Origin of the sequence: Listeria fleischmannii subsp. fleischmannii LU2006-1, assembly GCF_000344175.1 — a bacterium.
GTDB lineage: Bacteria > Bacillota > Bacilli > Lactobacillales > Listeriaceae > Listeria > Listeria fleischmannii.
This window is the reverse complement of sequence record NZ_ALWW01000010.1, coordinates 30,152-55,476: the sequence shown is the minus strand read 5'-3', so window position 1 is coordinate 55,476 and position 25,325 is coordinate 30,152. Positions and strand designations below refer to the sequence as shown.

24 protein-coding genes, 4 pseudogenes and 1 riboswitch are annotated in these 25,325 nt (G+C 40.1%); of the genes and pseudogenes, 15 read left to right on the top strand and 13 right to left on the bottom strand.

What is annotated here, in order from left to right; genetic code table 11:
* Positions 1 to 88 precede the first annotated feature (88 nt).
* Positions 89 to 1,552, top strand: a pseudogene (locus LFLEISCH_RS04795) (peptide MFS transporter); the annotation flags it as partial.
* A 100-nt stretch (positions 1,553 to 1,652) separates the two neighbouring features.
* A complete protein-coding gene (locus tag LFLEISCH_RS04790) occupies positions 1,653 to 2,315 on the top strand; it encodes a histidine phosphatase family protein (protein ID WP_036062533.1) in 663 nt (220 codons plus the stop codon).
* Between the two features lie 30 nt (positions 2,316 to 2,345).
* On the opposite strand, the gene LFLEISCH_RS04785 is transcribed toward LFLEISCH_RS04790, so the two are convergent.
* Positions 2,346 to 3,386: a lactonase family protein gene (locus LFLEISCH_RS04785; protein WP_007473576.1), complete on the bottom strand. Its 1,041-nt coding sequence runs from the start codon at positions 3,384 to 3,386 to the stop codon at positions 2,346 to 2,348.
* Between the two features lie 362 nt (positions 3,387 to 3,748).
* Positions 3,749 to 5,126: pseudogene (gene gdhA, locus LFLEISCH_RS04780) on the bottom strand (NADP-specific glutamate dehydrogenase).
* Between the two features lie 279 nt (positions 5,127 to 5,405).
* Here gdhA and LFLEISCH_RS04775 point away from each other — a divergent pair.
* Positions 5,406 to 5,774: a hypothetical protein gene (locus LFLEISCH_RS04775; protein ID WP_007473574.1), complete on the top strand. Its 369-nt coding sequence runs from the start codon at positions 5,406 to 5,408 to the stop codon at positions 5,772 to 5,774.
* Positions 5,775 to 6,068: 294 nt separating this feature from the next.
* Here the strand turns inward: LFLEISCH_RS04775 and hisE are convergent.
* The 9 genes and pseudogenes from hisE to hisZ form a co-directional block, all read right to left on the bottom strand.
* Positions 6,069 to 6,381, bottom strand: a pseudogene (gene hisE / locus LFLEISCH_RS04770) (phosphoribosyl-ATP diphosphatase).
* Positions 6,375 to 6,695, bottom strand: coding sequence for a phosphoribosyl-AMP cyclohydrolase (gene hisI, locus LFLEISCH_RS04765; RefSeq protein ID WP_007473567.1), 321 nt, complete (start codon positions 6,693 to 6,695; stop codon positions 6,375 to 6,377). Before hisI ends, hisE begins: the two are co-directional and overlap by 7 nt.
* Complete coding sequence (gene hisF / locus LFLEISCH_RS04760) at positions 6,692 to 7,447, bottom strand: imidazole glycerol phosphate synthase subunit HisF (protein ID WP_007473566.1); 756 nt, start codon at positions 7,445 to 7,447, stop codon at positions 6,692 to 6,694. The genes hisI and hisF overlap by 4 nt, the downstream gene beginning before the upstream one ends.
* Complete coding sequence (gene hisA, locus LFLEISCH_RS04755; RefSeq protein ID WP_007473564.1) at positions 7,441 to 8,160, bottom strand: 1-(5-phosphoribosyl)-5-[(5-phosphoribosylamino)methylideneamino]imidazole-4-carboxamide isomerase; 720 nt, start codon at positions 8,158 to 8,160, stop codon at positions 7,441 to 7,443. The genes hisF and hisA overlap by 7 nt, the downstream gene beginning before the upstream one ends.
* Positions 8,133 to 8,762, bottom strand: coding sequence for an imidazole glycerol phosphate synthase subunit HisH (gene hisH, locus LFLEISCH_RS04750; RefSeq protein WP_007473562.1), 630 nt, complete (start codon positions 8,760 to 8,762; stop codon positions 8,133 to 8,135). Before hisH ends, hisA begins: the two co-directional genes overlap by 28 nt.
* A complete protein-coding gene (gene hisB, locus LFLEISCH_RS04745; protein ID WP_007473561.1) occupies positions 8,763 to 9,347 on the bottom strand; it encodes an imidazoleglycerol-phosphate dehydratase HisB in 585 nt (194 codons plus the stop codon). It lies immediately after the preceding gene.
* 1 nt (position 9,348) lies between these two features.
* On the bottom strand, positions 9,349 to 10,623 hold the full coding sequence (gene hisD, locus LFLEISCH_RS04740) for a histidinol dehydrogenase (RefSeq protein ID WP_007473559.1): 1,275 nt from the start codon (positions 10,621 to 10,623) through the stop codon (positions 9,349 to 9,351).
* A complete protein-coding gene (gene hisG, locus LFLEISCH_RS04735) occupies positions 10,604 to 11,257 on the bottom strand; it encodes an ATP phosphoribosyltransferase (protein WP_007473557.1) in 654 nt (217 codons plus the stop codon). The genes hisD and hisG overlap by 20 nt, the downstream gene beginning before the upstream one ends.
* Positions 11,254 to 12,438, bottom strand: coding sequence for an ATP phosphoribosyltransferase regulatory subunit (gene hisZ / locus LFLEISCH_RS04730; protein WP_007473555.1), 1,185 nt, complete (start codon positions 12,436 to 12,438; stop codon positions 11,254 to 11,256). The genes hisG and hisZ overlap by 4 nt, the downstream gene beginning before the upstream one ends.
* 108 nt (positions 12,439 to 12,546) lie before the next feature.
* Here hisZ and hisJ point away from each other — a divergent pair, with 108 nt between their 5' ends.
* On the top strand, positions 12,547 to 13,368 hold the full coding sequence (hisJ, locus tag LFLEISCH_RS04725) for a histidinol-phosphatase HisJ (RefSeq protein ID WP_007473553.1): 822 nt from the start codon (positions 12,547 to 12,549) through the stop codon (positions 13,366 to 13,368).
* Here hisJ and LFLEISCH_RS04720 read toward each other — a convergent pair.
* Positions 13,338 to 14,327, bottom strand: a complete 990-nt coding sequence (locus tag LFLEISCH_RS04720) for a winged helix DNA-binding domain-containing protein (protein WP_007473551.1) — start codon at positions 14,325 to 14,327, stop codon at positions 13,338 to 13,340. The genes hisJ and LFLEISCH_RS04720 overlap by 31 nt on opposite strands.
* Before the next feature lie 552 nt (positions 14,328 to 14,879).
* Between LFLEISCH_RS04720 and LFLEISCH_RS14605 the strand changes: the two genes are divergently transcribed.
* Both LFLEISCH_RS14605 and LFLEISCH_RS04710 read left to right on the top strand, forming a co-directional pair.
* The gene (locus LFLEISCH_RS14605; protein ID WP_077907953.1) at positions 14,880 to 15,755 is read left to right on the top strand and encodes an ABC transporter ATP-binding protein; all 876 of its coding nucleotides are present in this window, start codon (positions 14,880 to 14,882) and stop codon (positions 15,753 to 15,755) included.
* 19 nt (positions 15,756 to 15,774) lie between these two features.
* On the top strand, positions 15,775 to 16,905 hold the full coding sequence (locus tag LFLEISCH_RS04710; protein ID WP_007473547.1) for an ABC transporter permease subunit: 1,131 nt from the start codon (positions 15,775 to 15,777) through the stop codon (positions 16,903 to 16,905).
* A 41-nt stretch (positions 16,906 to 16,946) separates the two neighbouring features.
* Here LFLEISCH_RS04710 and LFLEISCH_RS04705 read toward each other — a convergent pair whose 3' ends face one another.
* Entirely contained in the window at positions 16,947 to 18,242 is a 1,296-nt protein-coding gene (locus LFLEISCH_RS04705; RefSeq protein WP_007473545.1) for an NCS2 family permease, read from the bottom strand.
* Between the two features lie 68 nt (positions 18,243 to 18,310).
* A riboswitch (purine riboswitch) is annotated at positions 18,311 to 18,412 on the bottom strand.
* Between the two features lie 250 nt (positions 18,413 to 18,662).
* On the opposite strand from LFLEISCH_RS04705, the pseudogene LFLEISCH_RS16350 reads away from it, so the two are divergent.
* The 9 genes and pseudogenes from LFLEISCH_RS16350 to LFLEISCH_RS04670 all read left to right on the top strand — a co-directional run.
* Positions 18,663 to 18,763: pseudogene (locus tag LFLEISCH_RS16350) on the top strand (peptidase); the annotation flags it as partial.
* A complete protein-coding gene (locus tag LFLEISCH_RS04700) occupies positions 18,763 to 19,131 on the top strand; it encodes a hypothetical protein (RefSeq protein ID WP_007473544.1) in 369 nt (122 codons plus the stop codon). The pseudogene LFLEISCH_RS16350 and the gene LFLEISCH_RS04700, both read left to right, overlap by 1 nt.
* Positions 19,132 to 19,378: 247 nt before the next feature.
* Entirely contained in the window at positions 19,379 to 20,770 is a 1,392-nt protein-coding gene (locus LFLEISCH_RS04695; RefSeq protein WP_007473542.1) for a glycoside hydrolase family 1 protein, read from the top strand.
* 54 nt (positions 20,771 to 20,824) lie between these two features.
* Positions 20,825 to 21,553: a GntR family transcriptional regulator gene (locus tag LFLEISCH_RS04690; protein ID WP_007473540.1), complete on the top strand. Its 729-nt coding sequence runs from the start codon at positions 20,825 to 20,827 to the stop codon at positions 21,551 to 21,553.
* Positions 21,554 to 21,903: 350 nt separating this feature from the next.
* A complete protein-coding gene (locus tag LFLEISCH_RS16175) occupies positions 21,904 to 22,035 on the top strand; it encodes a hypothetical protein (RefSeq protein WP_277619591.1) in 132 nt (43 codons plus the stop codon).
* Positions 22,028 to 22,207 carry a hypothetical protein gene (locus LFLEISCH_RS15605; protein WP_206538442.1) on the top strand — a complete coding sequence of 60 codons (180 nt, stop codon included), beginning with the start codon at positions 22,028 to 22,030 and terminating at the stop codon, positions 22,205 to 22,207. The genes LFLEISCH_RS16175 and LFLEISCH_RS15605 overlap by 8 nt, the downstream gene beginning before the upstream one ends.
* A 117-nt stretch (positions 22,208 to 22,324) precedes the next feature.
* Positions 22,325 to 23,791, top strand: coding sequence for a sensor histidine kinase (locus tag LFLEISCH_RS04680; RefSeq protein ID WP_007473538.1), 1,467 nt, complete (start codon positions 22,325 to 22,327; stop codon positions 23,789 to 23,791).
* Positions 23,788 to 24,474: a response regulator transcription factor gene (locus tag LFLEISCH_RS04675; RefSeq protein WP_007473536.1), complete on the top strand. Its 687-nt coding sequence runs from the start codon at positions 23,788 to 23,790 to the stop codon at positions 24,472 to 24,474. The genes LFLEISCH_RS04680 and LFLEISCH_RS04675 overlap by 4 nt, the downstream gene beginning before the upstream one ends.
* A 15-nt stretch (positions 24,475 to 24,489) precedes the next feature.
* Entirely contained in the window at positions 24,490 to 25,218 is a 729-nt protein-coding gene (locus tag LFLEISCH_RS04670; RefSeq protein WP_007473535.1) for an ankyrin repeat domain-containing protein, read from the top strand.
* Positions 25,219 to 25,325: the final 107 nt, after the last annotated feature.

Genomic DNA, 25,325 nt, shown 5'->3' with positions numbered 1-25,325 from the left:
AACGAAGACTGGAGGTCATAATAAAACGAATTATGACCTTCTTTTTTTATCCAAATAAAGGGGGAAATGAAGGTGAACACGGTGCAGAAGGAAAAAACTTTTTTTTGGGCATCCTAGAGGCTTAACGACATTATTTTTCACCGAATTTTGGGAGCGCTTTTCTTACTACGGGATGCGCGCATTATTACTTTATTATATGTATACACAAGTTTCGGATGGGGGTCTAGGTTTTAGCCAGGGCACATCCACTGCGATTATGTCCATTTACGGGTCACTCGTGTATATGTCAGGGGTTATCGGCGGCTGGGCGGCTGACCGGGTACTCGGTTCAAGACGCACGATTTTCTGGGGCGGCGTTTTAATTATGGCAGGGCACATTGTTCTAGCTCTTCCAATGGGAGCAACAGCGCTATTTTTCTCTATGGCTCTCATCATTTTAGGGACAGGCTTTTTAAAACCGAATGTGTCAAATGTTGTCGGAGATTTATATGAAAAAGGCGATAATAGACGAGATGCCGGATTTAGTATTTTTTATATGGGAATAAATTTAGGCGCGTTTATTGCTCCTTTCATTGTTTCAGGTATTTGGGGCGCAACGGATAGCTTTCACGCCGGATTTAGCGTCGCAGCAATTGGGATGGCAGTAGGACTAATTGTTTACGTCATTACCGGAAAACTGTATTTAAAAGAGGCTGGAAAAGAAATACCTAACCCACTAACACGTTCTGAAAGAGGAAAATTCGTTTGGTTTGCGCTTGCTTTAGTAGTTGCAATCGGCGCTTTAATTGCCGCAATTGCCTTTATAACAGGAAGTTTTACAATCAATACGATTATTTTAGCCGTGACCATTCTAGGTGTTGCGATTCCATTTGCTTATTTTGTTGTGATGAGTCGCAGTAAAAAAACCACAAAAGAAGAACGTTCAAGACTTTACGCGTACATTCCACTTTTTTTAATCGCCGTTTTATTTTGGATGATTGAAGAACAAGGCTCGACGACACTTGCGATTTTTGCGGCAGAGCGGACACAACTGGATATTTTCGGCTTCACATTAAATCCTGCTAATTTTCAATCGTTGAATCCGGTGTTCATTATTATTTTATCGCCCGTATTTGCTTTTATTTGGACGAAACTAGGCGACAGGCAGCCATCGACTCCTAAGAAATTTGCTCTTGGATTGTTTTTTGCCGGATTATCCTTCGTTCTTATGATGTTTCCGGGGATTATAAATGGGAATACGACAACGCTTGTTAGCCCGCTTTGGTTAGTTGGGAGCTTCTTTATTTGTATCGTTGGGGAGATGTTTATTTCACCAGTTGGCTTATCTGCTACAACGAAACTGGCTCCAGCGGCCTTTTCATCGCAAACCATGAGTTTATGGTTTTTAGCTGATAGTATGGGGCAGGCGTTTAATGCACAAGCGACGCAATTTTTCAGCGCTAAAACGGAGGTTGCGTACTTTGGAATCACCGGTTTTATCGCCATTGGATTTGCGATTTTACTGTTCTTAATGTCACCAATGCTTAAAAAATATATGCGCGGTGTAGATTAACCAAATTTGGGACCTGAAAACGGTTCCTTTTTTGTTGCTACTTTGCTAATATAAAAGGGAAGGGGGCGATATCAAATTGGTTGCAAAAATAAATTTTTATATGACAAGGCACGGAAAAACGCTACTGAATACGCTTGAAAAAGTGCAAGGCTGGTCAGATTCGCCGTTAACAGAAGAAGGAAGAAATGTGGCGGCATACTTAGGACGCGGGTTAGATATTGCCTTTGATGCGGTTTATACAAGTGACCGTGGACGCACGATTGAAACGGCGGATATTATTTTAACCGAAAGTAAACAGACGCATTTAAAGAAAAATAGTCTTTTAGATTTGCGGGAATTTTGCTTTGGGAAATTTGAAGGCACGCCGAATGAAGAAATGTTTGGCACTGTCATGCGCCATTTAGGTTTTGAGACAACCGAAGAAGGCATGATGAATTTAGGCCCTAAGGGCTTTCAATTGGTGGCAGAGGCGGTTAGTGAGCTTGACGAAACCGGTCTTTCAGAAAGCTGGGCAGTAATGGAGGCGCGTTTACTTCGCGCTTTAGACCAGATGATTGAAGAGCAAACGGGCGACTTTGAAAAACATGTTTTAGTGGTGACGCACGGCATGACGATCAATTCTTATTTGACGATTTTGGCCCCGGAACTTGTGGATCCGTTTATTGAAAATGCGAGTATTACGAAAATGGTGTATGAAAACGGGGAAATAAGGGTGGAATCGGTGAATGACACGCATTACATCTTAGCAGGTCAGAAAGTATAAAAGCCATGCACAAGTTGCATGGCTTTTTGCTTATTTCATAAATTTCACACAAACCGGTTCTGGAACTTTGATGTCTTTTTGTAAGAGGGTGAGTTTACCGGTTTCTTTATTCACGCTAAAAATCGTCACATTATTTGAGTTTTCATTAGTTGCAACGAGGATTTCGCCCGTCTTATCTAAATCAAAGTCACGCGGCCCAATACCTTGCACAGGTACTGTTTCAAGTAAACTTAACTGCCCGTTTTCACCAATTTGGAAAGAAACAATCGCATCTTGTCCGCGGTTAGAAACATAGAGGAAACGACCATCATTAGAAATATGAATTGCACTCCCTTTATTTTCTTCTGTAAAATCAGACGGAAGAGAAGGAATCGTTTGGACAACAGTGAGCTCACCGTTTTCGCTATTATACTCAGCTACTACAACATCTGACGTTAACTCCGTCATAATATACACATATTTCGCATTTGGGTGGAAAACGAGATTTCGCGGTCCGCTTCCAGGTGTGAGTAAAAGATCAGAGACTTTTTCAAGTTTACCGGACGAAGCGCTATAAGTCGTCACATAATCCGTTCCAAGATCACATGTTATAATAAATTTTTGATCGGGAGAAAAGCCGGCATAATGCGCGTGCGGTTTCTCTTGGCGTTCGTGAACGCTTTTCCCAGTATGCTCAATTTCTGAAATAATTTCGCCTAGTGCACCGTCTTTTGTCGGATAACTAATAATCGTTCCTAAATGATAGTTGGCAGAAACGACTATGGAATTATCAGACGAAGCATCCACATAACAAGGAGGATTCCCTGTTTGGACTTGTTGATTTAAAAGCTCAAGTGATCCGTCTTCTTTTATCTTAAAAGCAGCAAGACCACCCTTATCTCCATCTTTTGCAACAGAATAAAGATATTTCTCATCATCTGAAATTTTTAAATATGTGGGATTATCCATCGTTCCCGCATGTTTGTTTTCTAAAACTTCGCCAGTTTCGCGGTCAATCACAAGGCGATAAATTCCCTTGCTCTCCACTTTTGTATATGTACCAATGTATGCGGTTGCGGTTTTATTCGTCATCATTAATTCCTCCTCTATAAAAAAGTGATTTCACGGCTTATTATACCACATTCCGTAAAAAGGATAGACTAATTTGCAATAAAAGCTAAGTGAATCATGTTCACTTAGCTTTCAGACTGCTGACAAACGGCAATCTTCGTTGTTAGGGTCTCCGTTCCGGTGCTCACGTACACTAGTACGCTCCGCTCTGGTACTCGGCTTTGCCTAGAATCTCACCATTTGTCAGCAGTCTGATCTTGGTGAGAAGCGTTTTGTTTTGCTTAAACTTTGAGTTTTTCTACAAGCTAAAAGCTAAGTGAACCATGTTCACTTAGCTTTTTATATAGGACTATTTTGTTTTTCAAGAGTATCATACGCAGGTTTTAAACAATGCCTTGGGCGATCATTGTGTCTGCAACTTTTAGAAAACCAGCGATATTGGCTCCTACGACGAGATTTCCTTCATAACCATACTCTTTTGCGACGAAACTTGCATTTTTATAAATGTTTTTCATAATATTTTTTAAATGTTCATCGACTTCTGAAAAGCTCCAGCTCATTCGACTGCTATTTTGGGCCATTTCAAGAGCAGAGACGCCAACGCCGCCCGCATTCGCTGCTTTTGCAGGGCCGAATAAGATTTGATTTTGATGGAAGACATTAACAGCTTCTAATGTGGATGGCATATTAGCCCCTTCAGCAACTGCCATGACGCCGTTTCTGACGAGCGTTTTCGCTTGCGCTTCGCTAATTTCATTTTGAGTGGCACACGGTAAGGCGATATCACACGGTACGGACCAAATATCCCCTTTTTCAAAAAATTTCAGCAGTAGGGTGTTTTTCAAGGTAGGTATGAATCCGTCTGCGCTCAACTTCTTTAATTTGTTTGAGCGTTTTTAGGTTAATCCCTTCTTGGTCGAAAATATAGCCACTTGAGTCACTGCATGCAACCACTTTGGCGCCTAGTTCTTCGGCTTTTTCAATGGCATAAATCGCAACATTTCCAGAACCGGATACAACAACCGTTTTGTTTTTTAGTGATTGATTGGTCGCGGCTAGCATTTCTTTTGTAAAATAAACCAGCCCGTATCCTGTCGCTTCTGTACGTGTTAAACTGCCGCCATATGTGAGCCCTTTACCTGTTATGGTTCCGGCATCAAAACGTCCTGTCATTTTTTTATACTGGCCGAATAAATAGCCGATTTCACGACCTGACACCCCGATGTCACCAGCGGGTACATCGGTATCGGGACCGATATGCATGGCAAGCTCAGACATAAAACTTTGACAAAAACGCATGATTTCAGCATCTGATTTACCTTTTGGATCAAAGTCAGAGCCACCTTTACCACCGCCAATAGGCAGACCAGTTAGGGCATTTTTAAAAATTTGTTCGAAGCCTAGAAATTTCACGATACTCCCATTTACAGAAGGGTGGAAACGAAGGCCTCCTTTATACGGGCCGATAGCGCTGTTAAATTGGACGCGGAAGCCACGGTTTACTTGAACTTTTCCGTCGTCACTCACCCAAGGAACGCGGAATGTAATAAGGCGTTCAGGTTCAGTTAGACGCTCTAAAATTCCATTTTTCTCATAGTCTGGATCTTTTTCGAGAGCTGGAATAATCGCATCTAAAAATTCCTTTACTGCTTGATGAAATTCAGTTTCTTCTGGATTACGTCTTTCTATTGTTTCGAAAATCTTGGCTACATAGTTTTCAGCCGCTTGTCGATTTTCTGAAACCATGGATGTTTGCCCCATATTAACACTCCTTCAGTATGATTAGTGTACAAGCTATGTTAGATATTTCGCATAAACGCACTAATTCGTAAATTTATCTTACTCTTGTTGTCAAGTTTACCATGTTAAAAATACCTCTGGCAAGTAAAAAAACAAATTTTCGGAAAAATTTAAATTTATTAGTACTTCTCATGAAATCGTATGATAATGGGGATTTGTAAGAATAATTGTCAAATAAAATTAGTTCATGATAAACTATTTTTATCACATATCATAATACATCAGGAGAGGGGAAGCAGAATGATGTCAAAGTTTATTCAAAAAGGAATAATAACAAGTATTATAATAGTTCTTGCAATAGGAGTATGTTATTTCGCTTATCAATCGTATAAAAAAGAAAATGTCTCTAATATGGTCATGGTGGGTAATTTAGTTTATACGCTTACAGATGAACCGAGCTCTGAAAAGGAAATAATAGCTGAATTAGGGAATGTCAAAGAAAAAATTGGGGAAAGTGAGGTTCCTGAAAAGAATTTCGAGTCTAATGATTTACCAAAAGGAACCAGTCTTTATAGTAGAAAAGGTGGAGAGGATTTTCCTCATTCCATTATTTACGAAAAAGATGGAAAACTTTTTGTAGGGATTGAAACCGATCCATCTCAATTTTGAATAAGGACTGTAACGCTATTTAGTGTTACAGTCTTTTTGTTTCACACAAAAAAATTCCCGCGCGGGGGGACGCGCGGGAAAACAGGGAGTTAATTGGAGTTGTGATCTTCTGAGACAAAATCAAGGGATAATTGGGAAACTTAATGAATAGACAAAAAGTCGTTTGTCTCGAAGAGGAATCACAAGTTGTTCTTTAGGTAAAGTAACTTTCTCCGATAAAATAAGTATAGAAGATTTAACCTGTTTAATCCTGTTCATAGGCTTACAATTTGATAGAATAACATTACATTTTCGTCACAAATCACGGATTTCCTTGCGGTCACTAGTTTTACTAATACGACCAACGCGTTCCGTTAATTTTTCTTCAATTTCAGAAAGCGTTACGCCAGACTCCACAAGGAGGACAAGTAAATGATAGGTTAAATCGGCTGTTTCGCTAATTAATTCGGCTTTTTCATTTTTAGCCGCAATCACAACTTCGGTCGCTTCTTCGCCCACTTTTTTTTAAAATTTTATCTAAACCTTGGTCGAACAAATAGGTTGTATAGGAACCTTCTTTTGGCGAGGTTTTTCGACTTTTGATTTCAGCATATAAATTTTCTAACATGTAGGCACCTCCGTTATTTGATTTGTGAAGCAAGAGCGCGATCCTAAATGACAGGCGGGACCTGTTTGGTGGACGCGAATTAGTAAGGTATCAAAATCGCAGTCCGCTGTTATTTGTGCGACCTTTTGCACATGCCCACTTGTTGCTCCTTTATTCCAAAGAGCTTGCCTTTTTCTTGAAAAAAACCAAGTGTAGCCTGTTTCAATGGTTTTCTTGAGACTTTCTTCGTTCATGTAGGCGAGCATAAGCACTTCGCCGTTTTCATCATCGATAATAATTGCCGGGACGAGTCCTTTTGTGAAGTCGATTTTCATGAGCGCACCTCCACTAAATTTTTTTGTAGTTCACTCTTCACGTCCGAAATTTCAAGTTCACCGTAGTGGAAAATACTTGCGGCTAAGGCTGCGCTTGCTTCTGTTTGTTGAAAGCACTCGGCCATATGTGAGGCGCTTCCGCAACCCCCAGACGCGATAACAGGGATTTTGACGGCGCTTGAAATCGTTTTGGTTAATGGGATATCATACCCGTTTTTTGTACCGTCACCGTCCATGCTAGTGAGTAAAATTTCGCCGGCGCCCAGTGCTTCCGCTTTTTGGGCCCATAAAACGGCATCAAGGCCTGTATCCATTCGACCACCGTGTGTAAAAACGTGCCAAGAATCTGCTATGCGCTTGGCATCAATCGCAACTACGATACACTGACTACCGAATTTTTCGGCCGCTTCTTTAATGAGCTCGGGGCGTTTTATGGCCGCTGAATTTAATGAAATTTTATCCGCACCGGCCTTTAAAAGCGCTTGGATTTCGGCGGTTGTTTGAATTCCGCCGCCAACTGTTAGTGGAATGAAAACTTGTTCGGCGGTTTTTTGGACCACATCCACCATGGTCTTTCTTGCCTCATGAGTCGCAGTAATATCAAGGAAAACAAGTTCGTCAGCGCCCGCTAGGTTATAGGCTTTGGCGATTTCAACGGGGTCACCGACGTCTTGTAAGGAAACGAAGTTGACGCCTTTTACAACACGCCCGTTTGTGACGTCGAGGCACGGGATAATGCGTTTTGTTAGCATTCGTTTTCCACCTCCAAAATTTCTTTAAAGTTTAAAAGGCCACTATAAAGGGCTTTTCCAGCGATTGCGCCTGCTAGGTTTTGATTTTTTAAGGCTACTAAATCGGCTTGGTTTTTAACGCCGCCAGAAGCTATAATGGCGCAGCTTACGGCGCTTTGTAAGGCGCTAAGTTGTTCGAAATTCGGACCGGAAAGTGTACCGTCGCGCCCAACGTCCGTGAAAATGAGCGTTTTAGCACCTAATTTTTCCATCTGAATAGCGAAATCAGTAAAAGTGATGTCGCTTGTTTCTAGCCAACCATTTGTAGCCACAAAGCCGTTTTTGGCATCGATTCCAATCACGATTTTTTCGCCGTACTGGCTAATCGCCTCGTGCACAAATTCGGGGGAGGAGACAGCGCTTGAACCAATAATCACTCGACTAATTCCGCTGTTTAAATACGCCGCCACTTGCCGCATATCACGAATTCCGCCACCCACTTGAATAGCGAGCCCCGTTTTTACCCCGATTTCTTTTATTAAAGCAAGATTGACAGGCTCACCGTTTAATGCGCCGTCTAAATCCACAATATGCAAATACGAAGCGCCTTGTTTTTGAAAGGCCAAAGCTTGTTCAACGGGATTTGGATTCACCACAGTTTCCTTCGCGAAATCGCCTTGATAAAGTCGTACACACTTACCATTTTTTATGTCAATTGCTGGGTAGACGCGCATTTTACAACCTTCTTAAACTGACGTAAAATTTCTAAACCAACATCGCCGCTTTTTTCGGGATGAAACTGCGCCCCGTAAACATTGTTATTTTGAATGAGCGCCGGCACCACCTGACTGTGCGTTGTAACAGCAGAAATATAAGTCGAATCTGTGTCTGCAAAATAAGAATGTACAAAATAGACATAACGTCCGTTTAGATTTTCCGTAAGCTTATTTTCCTTACGAACGATTAGATTATTCCAACCCATATGAGGGATTTTAAATCCCGCTTTTTCAGGAATTTTTTTAACTTTTCCAGGAATTAAATCGAGTCCCTTTGTCAAAGTGTGCTCTTCGCTTGAAGTAAGAAGAAGTTGCATACCTAAGCAAATTCCAAGAAGCGGTTTTCCTGATTTTGCTGCGGCTAAAATGGGTGCGATGAGTTTTCTTTCTTCGAGTTTGGCCATGGCAAGAGGGAAGGCGCCCACGCCGGGAAGGATAATGCCACTTGCTGCTTGTATTTGAGCCGGGTCAGCCGTAATTTGGCTAGAAAGTCCCACAAAATCGAGTGCTTTTTTTAGACTGCTTGTATTTCCTGTATCATAGTCAATAATCGCAATCATTTACAGCACTCCTTTCGTCGAGTTTACGCCTTCAATTTGTGGATTAATCTGAACCGCTACAGCGAGTGCACGTCCAAAAGCTTTAAAAAGTGACTCAATTTTATGATGGGTATTTTGCCCGTAAAGGACACGTAAATGTAGCGTCATTTTAGCATTTGCCGCGACAGCTTGGAAAAATTCTTGCACAAGTTCGGTATCAAAATCGCCCACTTTATCCCGTTCAAACGGTGCATCAAACACAAGAAAACTCCGTCCGGAAAGATCGAGCGCACAGTGCCCAAGACTCTCATCCATTGGTACAAAAGCGTTTCCGTAACGATTAATTTGCGCCTTATCACCGAGCGCTTCCAAAAGACACTGCCCAAGCACAATCCCAATATCTTCTGTTACATGGTGAAAATCGACTTCCGTATCTCCCGAAGCGTCGCAAACAAGACTCAGGCGCGCGTGTTTAGCAAACAGTGAGAGCATATGATCCAAAAAACCAACACCCGTTTGAATATTCGAGGCATTTTGTTTATCAAGCTGAAGTTCTAATGTAATATTGGTTTCACCCGTTTTGCGATTTAGACTTGCACTTCTCATTTTATTCTTCCTCCAATCGAATTTGAATGGCGCGCGCGTGAGCGGTCAGGCCTTCTGAATGGGCTAAAGTGATGACATCAGTGGCTTCATTTTGTAAGGCTTCTTTCGAATATAAAATAAAACTTGAACGTTTCGTAAAATCATCCACGCCAAGTGGGGATGAAAATTTGGCTGTGCCGGCAGTTGGAATCACATGATTGGGTCCGGCTATATAATCGCCAAGTGGTTCGGATGAGAACTTGCCGAGGAAAATCGAGCCCGCATTTTTAATTTGAGGTAAATAAAGTAGCGGATTATCCATCTGAATTTCCAGGTGTTCAGGCGCAATTTCATTTGTAATTTGGAACATATCCGAGACACTTTCTGCTAAAATGAAATGTCCGTTTTGAAGGGCCACTTCACAAATCGCTTTTCTTTCTAAAGTACTAATTTGTTCAGCAAGCGCGCGTTCAGTCGCATCAATAAGCGATTTTGAGGTGGTGACTAGTGTAATTCGCGCGCGTTCATCATGTTCAGCCTGCGATAATAAATCGGCAGCGAGATATGCGGGATTCGCCAATTCGTCTGCTAAAATAAGAATTTCCGAGGGGCCCGCAAGCATATCAATGCCCACTTGACCGAAAACTTCACGTTTTGCTGTCGCCACATAAATATTTCCTGGACCGACAATTTTTGAAACTGACGGAATCGTTTCCGTGCCGTAAGCTAGTGCCGCAATCGCTTGGGCCCCGCCAATCGTGAAAACTTCATCTACGCCGGCCATTTTTGCGGCAGCGAGAATGGCCGGATTTAAATGAGCATCAGGCGGTGTCACCATAACCACCTTTTGAACCCCAGCGACTTTAGCCGGAATCGCGTTCATAAGGACACTTGACGGGTAACTCGCCGTACCACCAGGCACATAAATCCCAACTGATTCAAGCGGCGTCACACGCATCCCCCGAATAACCCCTTCTTTTTCACTGTCTAAAAAACCACTGCGTTTTTGTTTTTCGTGATAGTCATAAATATTCTTACGTGCAGTTTCAAGAGCGGAAATAAGCTCACTTGGCACCGATTTATAAGCCGCATCAATTTCAGCATCCGACACTTTAAATGCCGTTAAATCTACCCCGTCAAACGCTTTCGTCAAACGAACCAAAGCCGCGTCTCCGTTTTTTCTTACATCCGCTATAATATCTAAAACGGTGCGACTTATATCCGAAAAATCTTGTTCCCATTCGCGCTCACGCAACTCACGTGTTATCGTCGCCACATTACCCGTTAATCGTTTCATCCGCCGTCTCCTCCTTTAAAACCAGTTGTAGCTTGTCAATTAATGAAAAAATCCGCGTTTTATTTTGCTTAAGAGATGCCTTATTTACAATAAGTCGCGCCGAAATGGGATGAATCGTCTCAAAAATCACAAGACCATTATCACGAAGTGTCGCGCCGGTTTCAACAATGTCAACGATAGCGTCTGCTAAACCAAGTAGCGGCGCAATTTCAACCGAACCTTCGATTTTAATAATTTCAACATCCTCACCGCGTTGCCTAAAAAAAGCTTCGGTGACATTCGGATATTTTGTTGCAATTACTTTCCGCTTATAATCTGTCGGATCAAACGTTTTAGGAGCCGCCAAGCAAAAGCGACAAACGCCAATTTTTAAGTCCAGCACCTCGTAGTAACTGCTCGCCGCCTCAAGTAAAACATCGCGACCTACAATACCAATGTCTGCCGCTCCGTGTTTCACATAGGTGAGCACATCAACCGCTTTGACTAAGAAAAAATCAATCTCATCCGTTTCACTTTGAAAAATCAGTTTCCGTTTTTTATCCGCCAAAACCGAACAATCTACCTGTGCTTTCGTGAGTAGACGCACAGCCTCGTCCTCTAGGCGACCTTTTGTCAGTGCAATTTTCAGCCTCAAACCCGCTCACCCCTCTCAAAAATGACTTTTAACCCCTCTTTTTGGAAAGAAACGACAGTCCCGATGTCCCATTTTCTCGCGAAAGCAATCGACTCCCTTTCCGAATCCAAAAAGCTTAAAACACTTTCCGGATGCTCAGCGTAGTAGCGTTCAGCCATCTTAAGTTCCGTCACATCATAATGAATAAGAATCTCTTTTTTAGAAAATTTTTCAGTTAAACCGTGTCGCTCTTTGACGGCCAAAATCGAATCGAGGTGGAGGGCAAGCCCAACTGCAGGCACCTTCGTCTGTCCAAAATGTTCGGAAAGCCGATCATATCTGCCACCGCTTAAAAAGTAATCTGCCGCAAAACTAGCAAAACCGCGAAAAATGAGCCCCGTATAGTAACGTAGTTCCTGCACCAACCCAATATCCACGAGTAGTGAGGCGTTTGGTTCAACTTGTTGAATGATTGTAGCCATTTCTAAAATTTCATCTAGCGGCGCATTTAGTTCCTCATCAGGTAAAAGGGCTTTTGCTTCTAAAATGGTCGGATGAACTTCCCCGAATAATCGAGGTAAGGCGCATAAAAAACGTGCCCATTTTGGTTCAAATTGTTCACTAAACGCCTGCATTTCAGATAAACTTTTATTTTGTAAAAGGGAGCGAAATTCATTTTCTGCTTGCCCACTTAAATGTAATTTTTGAAGGAGTAGCTCATAAAAACCAGCATGCCCGAGTTCCATTTGAAAATCTGGAATGGCAAGTGTCTGCATCAGTCGAATACCAGAAAGTAAACATTCTATTTCTGCCTTTTTTGACCCGTACCCAATCAGTTCAATACCAGCTTGCGTCTCTTCATTTCGGTCACCACTAAAACCAGCATTGGCACGGAAAATTTTTCCGCTATAGGAAAGTTTAAGGGGGAGATGAACGCCTGTTGTATGTACGACTCGGCCAATCGGCAAGGTCATATCCGGACGAAGGGCCAAAAGCCTCCCTTTTTCATCAAAAAAACGGTAGTGGGTTTCTTTCGTCTCCGAACTAAATACATCTTCAAATTCAATAATCGGCGTTTCAATACGCATAAAATCACGTTCTTTAAAAAAATCGAGGACGGTATTTTCTAACTTATGAGCTGCTTCCGCCTCGCGAAAAAGTTTGTCACGTGTGCCTGTTGGCAAATTTAAATTCCAGTTCATCTGCAGACTCCTCTCCGTTATTTTAACTTATTAGCATATTAGCATGTTAAAGCGTTTTTGTAAATGGATTTATGTTATAATGATGAAAAATAAGGAGGGGGAAGAGCGATGAAAAGGGATGGACACACGCATACAGAATTTTGTCCGCACGGGTCAAGGGAAGAGGTAGAGCGTTTCATTATTCGAGCAATCGAATTAGATTTTGATACATATTCTATTACCGAACATATGCCACTACCCGCTAACTTTAATCAAAAAGCAGCAGGGGATCGGGAGGCGTACGAAACGGCGAGCATGGCGATGAGTGATTTGCCGTATTATTTGAAGGAGATGGCGCGACTGAAGGAGAAGTATAAGAGCGATATTCAAATTAAGATTGGGTTTGAAGTGGATTATTTAGCACAGTTTGAGGCATTTACGCGTGATTTTTTGAATGAATACGGGTCGCAATTAGATGATGGCATTTTGAGTGTGCATTTTTTGGAAGGTAAAGATGGGATTCGCTCGGTTGATTTTAGTGCGTCAGATTACGAAACGGGGATTGTTGAATTTTATGGGGGCTTTCGGGAAGCTCAAACGGCCTATTTGGAACAAATTAAAGCTTCGATTTTGGCGGATCTTGGGCCGTTTAAACCGAAGCGACTGGGGCATATTTCGCTTTGTCAAAAATTTCGGCACGCCTTTCAAACCGAAACGGCTCTACCGGAAGAAACGATGATGACACTTTTGGAACTTGTGCAACGGGGCGGTTATGCGCTTGATTATAATACGGCTGGGCTTTATAAACCCGATTGTCTTGAAACTTACCCGCCTGAAAAGTACATAAAACAAGCGAAACGCCTAGGCATCCCGCTTGTCTATGGATCAGATTCACATGCTGTTTCCGATGTTGGACGTGCTTACTCGGTTTTTGCTGAAAACTTGTCGTAGTTCGTTGTCTCAATTTTGATGTCTGAGGTATGCACGATTTTATTTTTTTCTTTTTTCCAAGTGCCTTTCACGACGCCATTTTGAACGACAATCGGCCGAAAGAGACCGTTTTTTGTGATGACTTCATGTTGTAATTCTTCCGGCAAATGCACAGAGCGGTCGCGGTAGCTAATGAGCCATTCATCAAAGCCGGCGAGCAAAAGGGTATGGTCGGTTGTCGTTTTTTTCGTATCGGGGTAAAAATAAAAGTCGCCATCTTGCACGAGTTCGCCGCTTAAATTTGCGATCATTTTTTTGATGGTTGTTTGCGGAAGGCCGCTCCACCAATTGAAATCTTGAATGGTCGCCGGACCGCGACTTTTAAAATAAATCCGTCCGAGTTCTTTAAGCGCCTCATCAAATGTAGCATCTGTTTGGTAAGGCTTTAAAAATTCTGTATTTTGAAAAGTATTTGAATTTGCATGGAACACTAAAATATCATCTAAATTCGCTCTTGCAATCAGTTGCGCGAGTGGAATGCCAGAATTTGGTAAGCCAATACCTTCAATGCTTTTTGCTAGCTCTGTGCGCGTTTTTGGTCCGCTTGCAAGTTGCTTTTTAAGTTCTGCATTACTCCGCTCAAAATCGCTTTCTGGAATTCCTAATCTTTTCCAATATCCGCGAAAAATTTGTTGTGTTCGCGCGCCGTATACTTGCTTTAACAAAAAATAATCAACTGGGCGCATCGCATGAATCGTGCCGCGAAAAGCCCATGCACGAATAATTTGATTTTCTGAAAGCGCCTGTTCTATTTTCGTTCGACTTGGATTTTTTGTCCGGCTTGCAATGGCGTAGAGCATCTGATCCCGATTTTGTGCTTGCATCGCCCCAAAATAAGCAACCACCTCATCTGGTTTTTCAAAAGGTGCTAAAATCCGCTGTGCACCAGTTCGTAAGTGAATTAATTCTGAATTTTTCATTTGCAGCACTCCTTTTTTTAAGAATAGGCAAATAATCAAGAAAAAGCAACTTAAAAGAGGCCGTTATGTAAGATTATTCATTAAAAAATAAGGAATAATTGATAAAAAACATATTTCAGATTATTCCTTTACAAGTGAAATATTTCTATGCTAAGGTAGGATTATTACATGCAAGAAGCTACAATAACATGACAGAAAAAAGAAAAGCAAAGGTCTAAAGGTATTTCTAAGTTTGATGCTAGGATTTAGCTTTGTGTTTATGTTCGAAGGGCAAAAAGCAGAGGCTCTCCAATCGTCGAGTGTCTTGTACTACTATGAAAAGGGATTTTATCGGACACTTTTTGGAGTGACAAATTTTAAAAGAAATAAAAACTATCGAACAATCTATTACCAAAATGGTGCAAGCTATACAACAAAAACAAAATGACTTTATGCGTACCAATCAGGAAGTTGCACTGCTTACACAAGAACATGGAAAAAATATTAATAAATCGCTTGGAATCTGGTAACTTTATCAGGTTCCTGCTTTATATGTAGAAGGAGTTAGTGAACATGCAGATTAATCATATAGCAAAAAGTATCAGACATGTCAATATACTAAACAATATCACTTTTTCACTGGAGCGAGGAAAGTTGGTTGCTTTAGTTGGACCAAATGGAAGTGGGAAAACAACATTAATGCGAATTATGAGCGGTGTCCTTCAAGCTGATAGCGGTGAAATTCTAGTTGCGGGGGATAATAAAACGCTTTATTTTATGCAGGATAACAGCATATTGTATACGTATTTAACCGGAATGAACCATCTTCTGTTTGTTGGACGGATGTACGGGAATGTGAAAAAAATAACTGAAGTTGTTGAAAAACTGCATTTAATGGCTTTTATAAATAAAAAAGTAGAGACGTATTCTTTAGGAATGAAACAACAATTGTTATTTGCGATGGTGCTCGTTTCTGATGGGGATATTTTAATTTTAGACGAACCATTTAATGGGCTAGACCCATCTGTAAGCGGTGATTTTAAATGCTTTATCCAAGAGTTAAAGCGCAGTGGAAAGCAAATTTTTGTTTCCTCGCATATTTTGTCAGACATTGATGAAATTGCGGACACCGTTTTGTTTTTAAAGCAGGGCATGATTATCCGAGCAGAGGAAGTGGGCGAACAGCATCTGGAGGACTATCAAATCATATTGAAAACTAGGTTGACAGAACAAATGATGAAGACGTTAGAAAGTCATAATTCTATTTACTCGTTCAGTATAAGGGATGAAAATATACTTTTAGTCAAGATTTCGTCGGGGAAATTGATAGATTTGACACGAATTTTAAACGATTTACAGGTGGATGTTGCGGATATCTTGTTACAAAATGAAAAAACGAAAGACTTATATCATGAAATTTATGAACAGAAAGGAACGGATAGCGAATGAGAAATATGTACCGCTTTGAATGGCAAAAATTAATAAAACGAAAATTATTTCCCATTTTGCTTATTTTAGTCGTCAGTCTAGTTGTGATACTTTTTTGTTTTTTTATCAGTCGCAGTTTAATTTTGAAAAAGAGAACGAGATAAATAGTGAACAAGAGGAAATTCAAAGTATTGAGATGGCGATTCAAGGCGTGAAAGCAGATCCAGCCGAATCAATTGCAAAAAATCAAATTCTTCGTGAATATGAGCGAGATTTAAAAGTGGCAAAAGCGAAGTTAAAAGCGATTAAACAAGGCAAATCAAACGAAAGGCTGAAACTGCAAATTATAGAAGATAAAAATTTGTTACAAGATGTTAGAAGTGGCAACACACATACAGAACTGACCGAAAAACAAATTGAAATGCAAATCGCTTTAAAAGAAAAATACGACCAAGGAAATTTTGAATACAACGAAACAGAATTTCGTTTGAACGGACCGGGCTTTACGCTAGGAACGCTCCAATTCCTCTTTCCATTTATCTTCCTGATTATCTTTTTACTCGCTTCCCTGACCATTATAGGATCCGATATTGATTCTGGAAAATTACGCTTTTTTTGGAGCTTGCCGATTAAAAAGAAACATGTTTTTCTTACTAAAGAACTTGTAGCCTTGGCTTCTGGTGGCATCTTCCTGCTCATAACGCTTTCTGTCGCTTACTTGATTCCAAGCATTAAAAATGGCTTCAAAACTTTCCAAATACCCGCTATTATTCAAAAAGGCACTGATTTTTATATTGGCACAGAAGGCGAAATTTTAGCTTCTGCAATTATAATGGCCGCATTTATCGTGCTATTTCTAGTTTCATTACAGACTATACTAAGTTTAGCGTGTAGAAATAATATTTTGAGTGTTATTATTATATTCCTGCTTATTTTTAGTTCTGGATTTTTACTAGGTAAAATGGAATCAGATGCAGGCATTTTCATGATGTTTAATCCGTTTGTGTATTTCGATGTTGTCAATTTGGCGAATGGAAATATTGGCGCCAAACTTGGAAATAGTTCAATAAATATTATTACTGGTGCGGGTGTTTTACTAGCGTATACGGTAGTGTGTCAGCTCCTCATTTTTAAGTTGTCGACAAACGAAAAACTAATTTTAAACAAATAAATAGACTTTGAAAAAATCTCAAAGTCTACTCGTATTATTTTCTAAACAACAAATATAAAATAAAGGATGAAAAGGGCCATCATCACATACATAATCGGATGAACTTCCTTGTAGCGGCCTTTTAGAACCATCGTGATAGGGTAGAAAATAAAGCCAATCGCAATCCCGGTTGCAATGGAAAACGTTAAAATCATCATTAAAATAACGAAAAATGCTGGAACTGCCACTTCGAATTTTGACCAGTCAATATGTGCGACATTGCCAATCATTAAAATCCCTACAATAACAAGCGCTGGCGTCGTAACGGCACTTGTAATCACACCAAGAAGCGGTGAGAAGAAGAGCGAGAGCGAAAAACAAATCGCAACCACAACGGCAGTTAACCCTGTTCGGCCACCAACCGCAACACCAGCAGTCGATTCCACATAACTCGTTGTCGTGGAAGTCCCGAAAATCGCCCCGACAACCGTTGCAGCAGAGTCAGAAAAAAGGGAGCGTCCCGCACGAGGCACTTTATTGTCCTTTACAAAACCAGCTTGATTCGCCACCGCAACGAGCGTTCCCGCTGTATCAAAGAAATCAATGAAGAAGAACGTTAAAATGACAATCAACATTTGGGGAGTAAAAATGTCACCAAGATGGATAATCGCCTGCCCGAATGTTGGTGCTACGCTTGGTACTGCGGAAACAATTTGATGTGGCACCTCGATTTGACCGATTAGCATCCCAACAATGGCGGTAGTCGCCATCCCAAAAAAGATAGCGCCCTTCAAATTGATTGTCATATAAATAACCGTTATAACAATACCAAAGACGGCCAGCAAAACGGGTGCGGAGTGGAGATTGCCAAGAGCGACAATCGTCGACTCATTCGCTACAATAATGCCCGCATTTTTTAACCCAAGAAAAGCAATAAAAAAACCAATTCCGGCGCCAACTGCATATTTTAATTCAGCAGGAATCGCATTAATGACTTTTTCGCGAATCCCTGAAATAGTTAAACAAATAAAAACGAGTCCTGATACGAGTACGCCTGAAAGTGCTGTTTGCCAAGGGATTCCCCACTGTGCGCAAACGGTAAAGGCAAAAAAGGCGTTAAGTCCCATTCCAGGTGCAAGTCCAATAGGATAATTGGCAATGAGCCCCATAAGAAGAGATCCGACAACAGAAGCGAGCACGGTTGCCACAAAAACAGATTTTAAATCCATCCCTGTTGTGTGAAGCATCGTTGGGTTTACAAATAAAACATAAGCCATTGATAAAAATGTAGTAAGCCCAGCTAAAATTTCTGTTCGTACGTTTGTTTTATTCTCGCGAAGTTTAAAAAATTTGTCCATTAAAAAAAGCCTCCCTGTTTTTATCTTCATTCGAAAAAGGGTGAGCTAAAAAAATACGGGAAAACTCCCTATGTATTTATTCCGCTCGTAGTCGGGTCATTTACGGTAACCCGGTAGAAACATCCGAACCCTATTTTCGGACATATACGATATCTTTTCATTTTAGAGGAAAAAAGGGGTTTTGTAAATGTAAATTTTGATAAACTAAAAGAATGTAAAATTCTCAACTTTTAGACCAAAATAAATTGCGTGGCATTAAAAGATGCTAAAAAACAGAAATACTCCAATTTTGGGTGATTTGCGAAAAGAATCTAGCTTTTTAAGGGGGAGCGGTTTTGTGACAAAGCTTCATGATATAATCACTTATATGAAGAAGAGATTGAGGCTTAAAATATCTGCATCGTGTAGGGGAATTGATACAACTGCGGGCATGTTATTGGGGTACATACTCTTGGTTCAACTGCTAACTCAGGTGTTAGGATAACCCTGCACTAAAATCATTTATAGATGGAGTGAAATAATGAAAAAGCCGCTTTTATTGCTAATTATCATCTGCTTCGTTTTTCTGGTTGCATGTATGAATGAAAGAGAAGAAGAGAATGTGATGACTAAGGAAACCGTAACAGCATTTGGTGTGACAGGGAATCTAAGAGGTGGTGGGTTACTTGTAACCGACTTCCGCGTGAAAGGAAATGCTAAAACAGGCGAACAAGTTGAGCTTTTGACGTCAGAAAAATACTATAATAAAAAAGATGAAAAAATAGCCCCAGAGGATATTGAAGTGGGGTCAAAGGTTGAGATAAAGTTATGGGCAGATTATAGTATCAAAGAAACTTCACCAGGACAAATTGAAGCAAATGATATTGAAAAAATTACTGTGTTAAATTGATTTAAGGGAATGAGCTAAAGGTTGTTAAATCAATGCGTTTATTCTTTTAGAGAACGCATGTTTAATAAAAGATAAAATAAGCTGGAAGATTTCAAAACGAAGTATACATTTAAAGTAGGAAATCATTATGTAAAAAGCATCGTCTAAATCAGGCGGTGTTTTTTATATAAACTTTTAAATAAATTAGTTTATACTTTTAAAAAAATCATGTATAATAAAAGAAAAAAATGAACTGGAGGATTTCAAAATGAAGTATACATTTCCTGAAAATTTTTGGTGGGGTAGTGCGGCGTCCGGACCGCAAACAGAAGGTGCGGCAGACGTAGATGGTCGTAAGCCAAGTATCTGGGATTATTGGTACACGAAAGAACCAGGCCGCTTTTTTAATGGGGTAGGACCGGCTAATACGTCCAATTTTTATTACCAATATAAAGAAGATATTGCACTTATGAAAGAAACCGGACATAATTCGTTTCGTACTTCGATTCAGTGGTCGAGGCTTATTCCAGACGGGATTGGGGAAGTGAATCCGAAAGCGGTAGATTTTTATAATCGTGTCATTGATGAAATGATTGCACAAGGTGTTACGCCATTTATGAACTTATACCATTTTGATATGCCTATGTCGATGCAAGAAAAAGGCGGTTTTGAATCGCGTGAAGTGATTGATGCATATGCTACTTTTGCCGAAACTTGTTTTAAGCTGTTTGGCGACCGAGTGAAGCACTGGTTTACTTTTAACGAACCGATTGTTCCGGTTGAAGCAGGCTATCTATACGATATGCACTATCCAAACGTTGTCGACTTTAAACGCGCCGTACAAGTAGCTTTTGGTACAACACTTGCCCATGCAAAAGCGGTTAAAGCTTATCACGGATTAAAGCAAGACGGGAAAATCGGCATTATTTTAAACTTGACGCCGTCTTATCCGCGCAGTCAAAATGAAGCGGACTTGCGCGCTGCTCACTTGGCAGACTTAATTTTCAATCGTAGCTTCCTAGATCCAGTCACACTCGGAGAATTTCCAAAAGATCTTGTCGAACTACTGCGTGAGAAAAATTTCTTACCTGAGTATACAGAAGAAGATCTTGTTACTATTAAGGAAAATATTATCGATATTTTAGGTGTCAATTATTATCAACCGCGAAGAGTAAAAGCCAAAGAGTATATGCCACACCCTGACGCACCTTTTGTCCCAGAGCATCTGTTTGATAACTACGAAATGCCTTACCGCAAAATGAATCCGTACCGTGGGTGGGAAATTTACGAAAAAGCCATTTATGATATTGCCATTAATATTCGCGATAATTACAACAATATGCCTTTCTTTATTTCGGAAAACGGGATGGGCGTAGAAGGAGAAGACCATTACCGTAATCACGAAGGTTATATCGAGGACACATACCGCATTGATTTCATAAAATCTCATCTACAGTGGCTACACAAAGCCATTTCAGAAGGTTCTAACTGTCAAGGTTATCATCTGTGGACGTTTATGGACTGCTGGAGCTGGGCCAACGCTTATAAAAATCGTTACGGACTTGTTGAAGTAAACTTAGACGATAACTATAAACGGACCGTAAAAGCATCCGGGAAATGGTATAAAACACTCGCATCAGAAAATGGATTTGAAGCTTAATTTCGTTTTGTGGTAAAATACAGAAAGAAAAAGACTCAAGATGAGGTGTCAGAAATGGCGGGAAACCAAACTAAATACAGTTTTATCGCTGAAGAAATTAGAAAACGCATTAAAAATCAAGACTATCCATTAGATAAACCCATTCCAGATGAAATGTCACTCGCAAAAGAATTTGGTTGTAGCCGAATGACAATGAAAAAAGCACTTGAAGTACTGGTACTTGAAGGATTGCTCTATAGAAAGCGCGGGCACGGAACATTCATTATCAAATCCGCACTCGATGCCGAGCGTCTGCACATTCAAAGTCAAGAAGTGAACGGCTTTACAAAACTCGTTAACGGAGAAAAAGTAGACACCGTCATCCTCCGCTTTGAAGTGATTTTTCCAGATGAGAAAATCGCCGAAAAACTTCATGTTGAAAAAGAAACGCCGGTTTATGAAATCTTACGCGTGAGAAGTGTCGCCTCCGAGCCATATGTCATCGAACACACATTTATGCCTGTCCAAATTGTGCCCGGACTAACCAAACAAATACTCGAAGGTTCGATTTACAGCTACATTCAAGAAGAATTAAACCAAAAAATAGCCAGCTCCTATAAGCAAATTCGAGCAGATAAATCGAACAAACTCGACCATGACTATTTAAAATGCCAACAAAACGACCCCGTCATGGAAGTCGAACAAACCGTTTATTTAAACAACGGCGTGGCATTTGAGTACTCCGTTTCAAGACATCGCTATGACAAATTTGTATTTACAACCGTAAACATTTCGCGTAGATAAGATAGAGGGAAACAGAATCATTATTTTGTTTCCCTCAGCTTGTAGAAAAACTCAAAGTTTACGTAAAACAAAACGCTTCTCACCAAAATCAGACTGCTGACAAATGGTGAGATTCTAGGCAGAGCCTCTGTACCGGAGCGGAGCGTACTCGAGTACGTGATGACTGAAAACAGGGAAGGCGTAGTTGGCCTGACCATGTGAGAAGTTATGCGAAGCGCACCGGAACGGAGGCGCTAACAACGAAGATTGCCGTTTGTCAGCAGTCTAAGGGAAACAGAATCATTATTCTGTTTCCCTTTGTCATTTTATGGTAGTGTAAAAGCATAAAGGCAAGTAGGGGGGGAAAATAGATGATTAAAGTAGTTTTTACATATAAAACAAAAAAACAAGATTTGCCCGAACTTATGGCTAAATTTGCGGAATCAGGAAGCAATCCAAAATTTCATTCTGAAGTATCAAACGAAAAAATAAGAGATGTTTAAACGAACAGAGGGTGAAGATGTTTACATCGTTTTAGATATTTATTATGCAACCAAAGAAGATTATGAAACACGCACCGCCTTTGAACGTAGCCTGCCTGAATGGAATGCCATTTGGTTTTCCGAGGATAACAAACACGAAGAAGTTTCAGTTCAACTATTTGAAGTCCTTTAATTTAGTTTTTCTTCAGAAAGAGTTTATAAAAAATTCATTTTTACCATGTAAAATAAAAGTAGAAAATCAGAAAGAGCCTATGAAAATATGGTTCTTTTTTGCAAAGTAGGGAGAAAAATGCGAATACGTTCACGATTTTTAATTTCCTTTTTAGGAAGCTTGCTGGTCATTATTGTGTCGCTTATGGCGATATTTGCGATTGTTTTTTATGCGATAACCGGCGAGGCGCCACTTCCAGCCACCCTTTATAAAACAGCAACCGAGCAAAAGGCAATCACTTTCGAGGAGCAAGAAGCGCTTATTAACCTTCGTAATACAGCCAAAACAGACCCTTCAAAACTATTAACAACAGAGACAAAAGAGCAAATAGCAGCTTATGAGAAAAAAGGAGTTAAAATTGTTATTCGACGAGGAAATTCCATTTTATATCATTCAGACGGTTTAGTTGTGAAGTCGCTACTTGTTCATGCCCCTGAATTCGATACAAACAACATCTATACCCAAGGAACGATTGATAACAAAGGCAATTTATTTCGCTATTTAAAATTTGATTTTTATTTTCCGGATCAAGAAAAAGGAAGCGTCATGATTTTAAATCAAGAAAACAGCTTTTCCGAATTCATGCAAAAATGGGGCATCTTACTAATTAGCGCCATTTTACTACTAGCCATTCTCTTGCTCATTTTATTTAATCGCTCATTAAATCGTGCTGTCATTCAGCCACTGCGGGAATTAAATGCGAAAGTTTCTGTTATGAAAAGCGGGGATTTAAACGAACCACTAATGATTTCAAGCCATGCAAAAGGTGAAGTGGATGACCTTGCAAATGAATTTGAATCCTTACGCGAAGCTTTAAATGAAGCCAATCAGGAAAAGGCCAAATATGAGGAAAATCGAAAAGAGTTGATGACAAGTATTTCGCATGATTTAAAAACGCCTATTACATCCATTATCGGCTATGTGGAAGGGCTTCAAGATGGGGTCGCCAAAACAGCGGCCAAACAAAATCAATATTTAGGTATTATTCATAACCAAGCTAAACACGTCAACCATTTAATTGATGAATTATTTATTTTTTCAAAGCTCGATATGCATAAATTACCCTTTCAATTTGAGTCTGTTCCGATTTATGATTTTTTGACGCATTTTATTGATGAATACACCATTGAACTGGCTCAAAAAGATATCGTATTGATAAGTGATCTTAAGGATGAACAGGTTTTTTTGCGCGTGGACCGGATTCAGCTTCGCCGTGTGCTTGATAATCTCGTTCAAAACAGCACGCGCTATATGGACAAAACGTACAAGGAAATTCGCATAAGCTTGCGTAACGGGGATGAGGAAGTCCTCCTTTCCGTCCAAGATAATGGTGTTGGTATGCCTAAAGCGGAAGTGAGTAAGATTTTTGATCGTTTTTACCGCATTGAAAGATCCCGTAACCAAATGACGGGCGGAAGCGGGCTGGGACTTGCCATTACAAAACAAATTATTGCTGAACACGGCGGGGAAATTTGGGCAGAAAGTACAGAAGGAATAGGAACAACGATGTTCTTCACGCTTCCAAAAGGGGGAATTGAAAAGTGAAACGGATTTTATTAGTGGAAGACGATCAAAATATTGCAGAATTAGAACGCGATTATCTTGAAATCAATGAATTTGAAGTGACCACTTGTTATGACGGCGAATCGGGACTTAGAGAGGGGTTAAAGGGTGATTACCAGCTGATTATTTTAGATGTGATGCTCCCTCATTTAACGGGCTTTGATGTGTGTAAAAGGTTGCGCGAACAAATTGATACGCCGATTTTAATGGTTTCTGCAAAAAAAGAAGATATTGATAAAATTCGTGCACTCGGTTTGGGCGCGGACGACTACATCACAAAACCATTTAGCCCTGGCGAATTAGTTGCGCGTGTGAAATCACACTTAGCGCGCTTTGAGAGGCTCACAAATCACAAGGAAAACCATCATCAAATCGTAATACGCGACATCGCACTCGACGCAAAATCGCATAAAGTCTTTGTTTCCGGAGAAGAAATCACGTTAACAACCAAAGAATTCGAATTACTAAAATTTTTGATGCAAAATAAAAACCAAGTGTTTAATAAAGAAGAACTCTTTGAAAAAATATGGGGCTTGGATGCGTTTGGTGATACCTCAACCGTTGTAGTTCACATGAAACGCATTCGTGAAAAAATTGAACTGGATTCTAAAAATCCAACTTATGTGGAAACAATATGGGGATCTGGCTACCGATTTAATGAGTAGAAAGTAGGGATCGACATGAAAAAAGTATTTTTTGTAATAGGCATTTTAGGCGTCTTTTTTCTTGCCGCGTGTCAATCTAATTCGAGTAACCAGTCAGAAAATAAAAATGAAGGAGATGGGAAGATGGAAAAAAATAACAAAATATTTGTAAGTGGAACACTTCTAAAAGCCGCAAGCGATGGGGACTTTTCAGCTGTTAAAAATATCGTCGAAAATCAGGATAACGTTGAGATAGATGAACAAAACGAGCAAGGGGAAACCCCACTTTTAATCGCCAACCATAAAAATAATACTGAAATCGCCATCTATTTAATGAAAAACGGCGCAAATATAAATATCCAAGACGAAATTTCAGACAGTCCGTTTTTATACGCAGGTGCCCAAGGGAAAACAGCCATTTTACGCTATATGTTAGAAAATAAAACGCCTGATGTGAAAAAGGTCAACCGATTTGGAGGTAACGCATTAATTCCAGCAGCAGAAAAAGGTCACTTGGAAAACGTTAAACTCCTTTTAAATCATCCTTCAACCGACATCAATCATCAAAATAATTTCGGTTACACTGCACTCATCGAAGCCGTAGCCCTAACAGACGGCTCGAAGTTATATCAACAAATCGTTACAGAACTTTTAAGCGGCGGTGCAGATAAAAATTTGCGAGACAATAGCGGAAAAACTGCATTAGACTATGCGAAAGAAAAAGGAAACCAGGCAATGATTGACTTGTTAAGTGGAAATTTATAATTTATGATAGGAGAGGCTAAGGCCTCTTTTTTTAAATTAAACTATTAAAATTCGAATTATATTGCATAATATAATAAAAAAATTCACATTTTATATACATGTAAGAA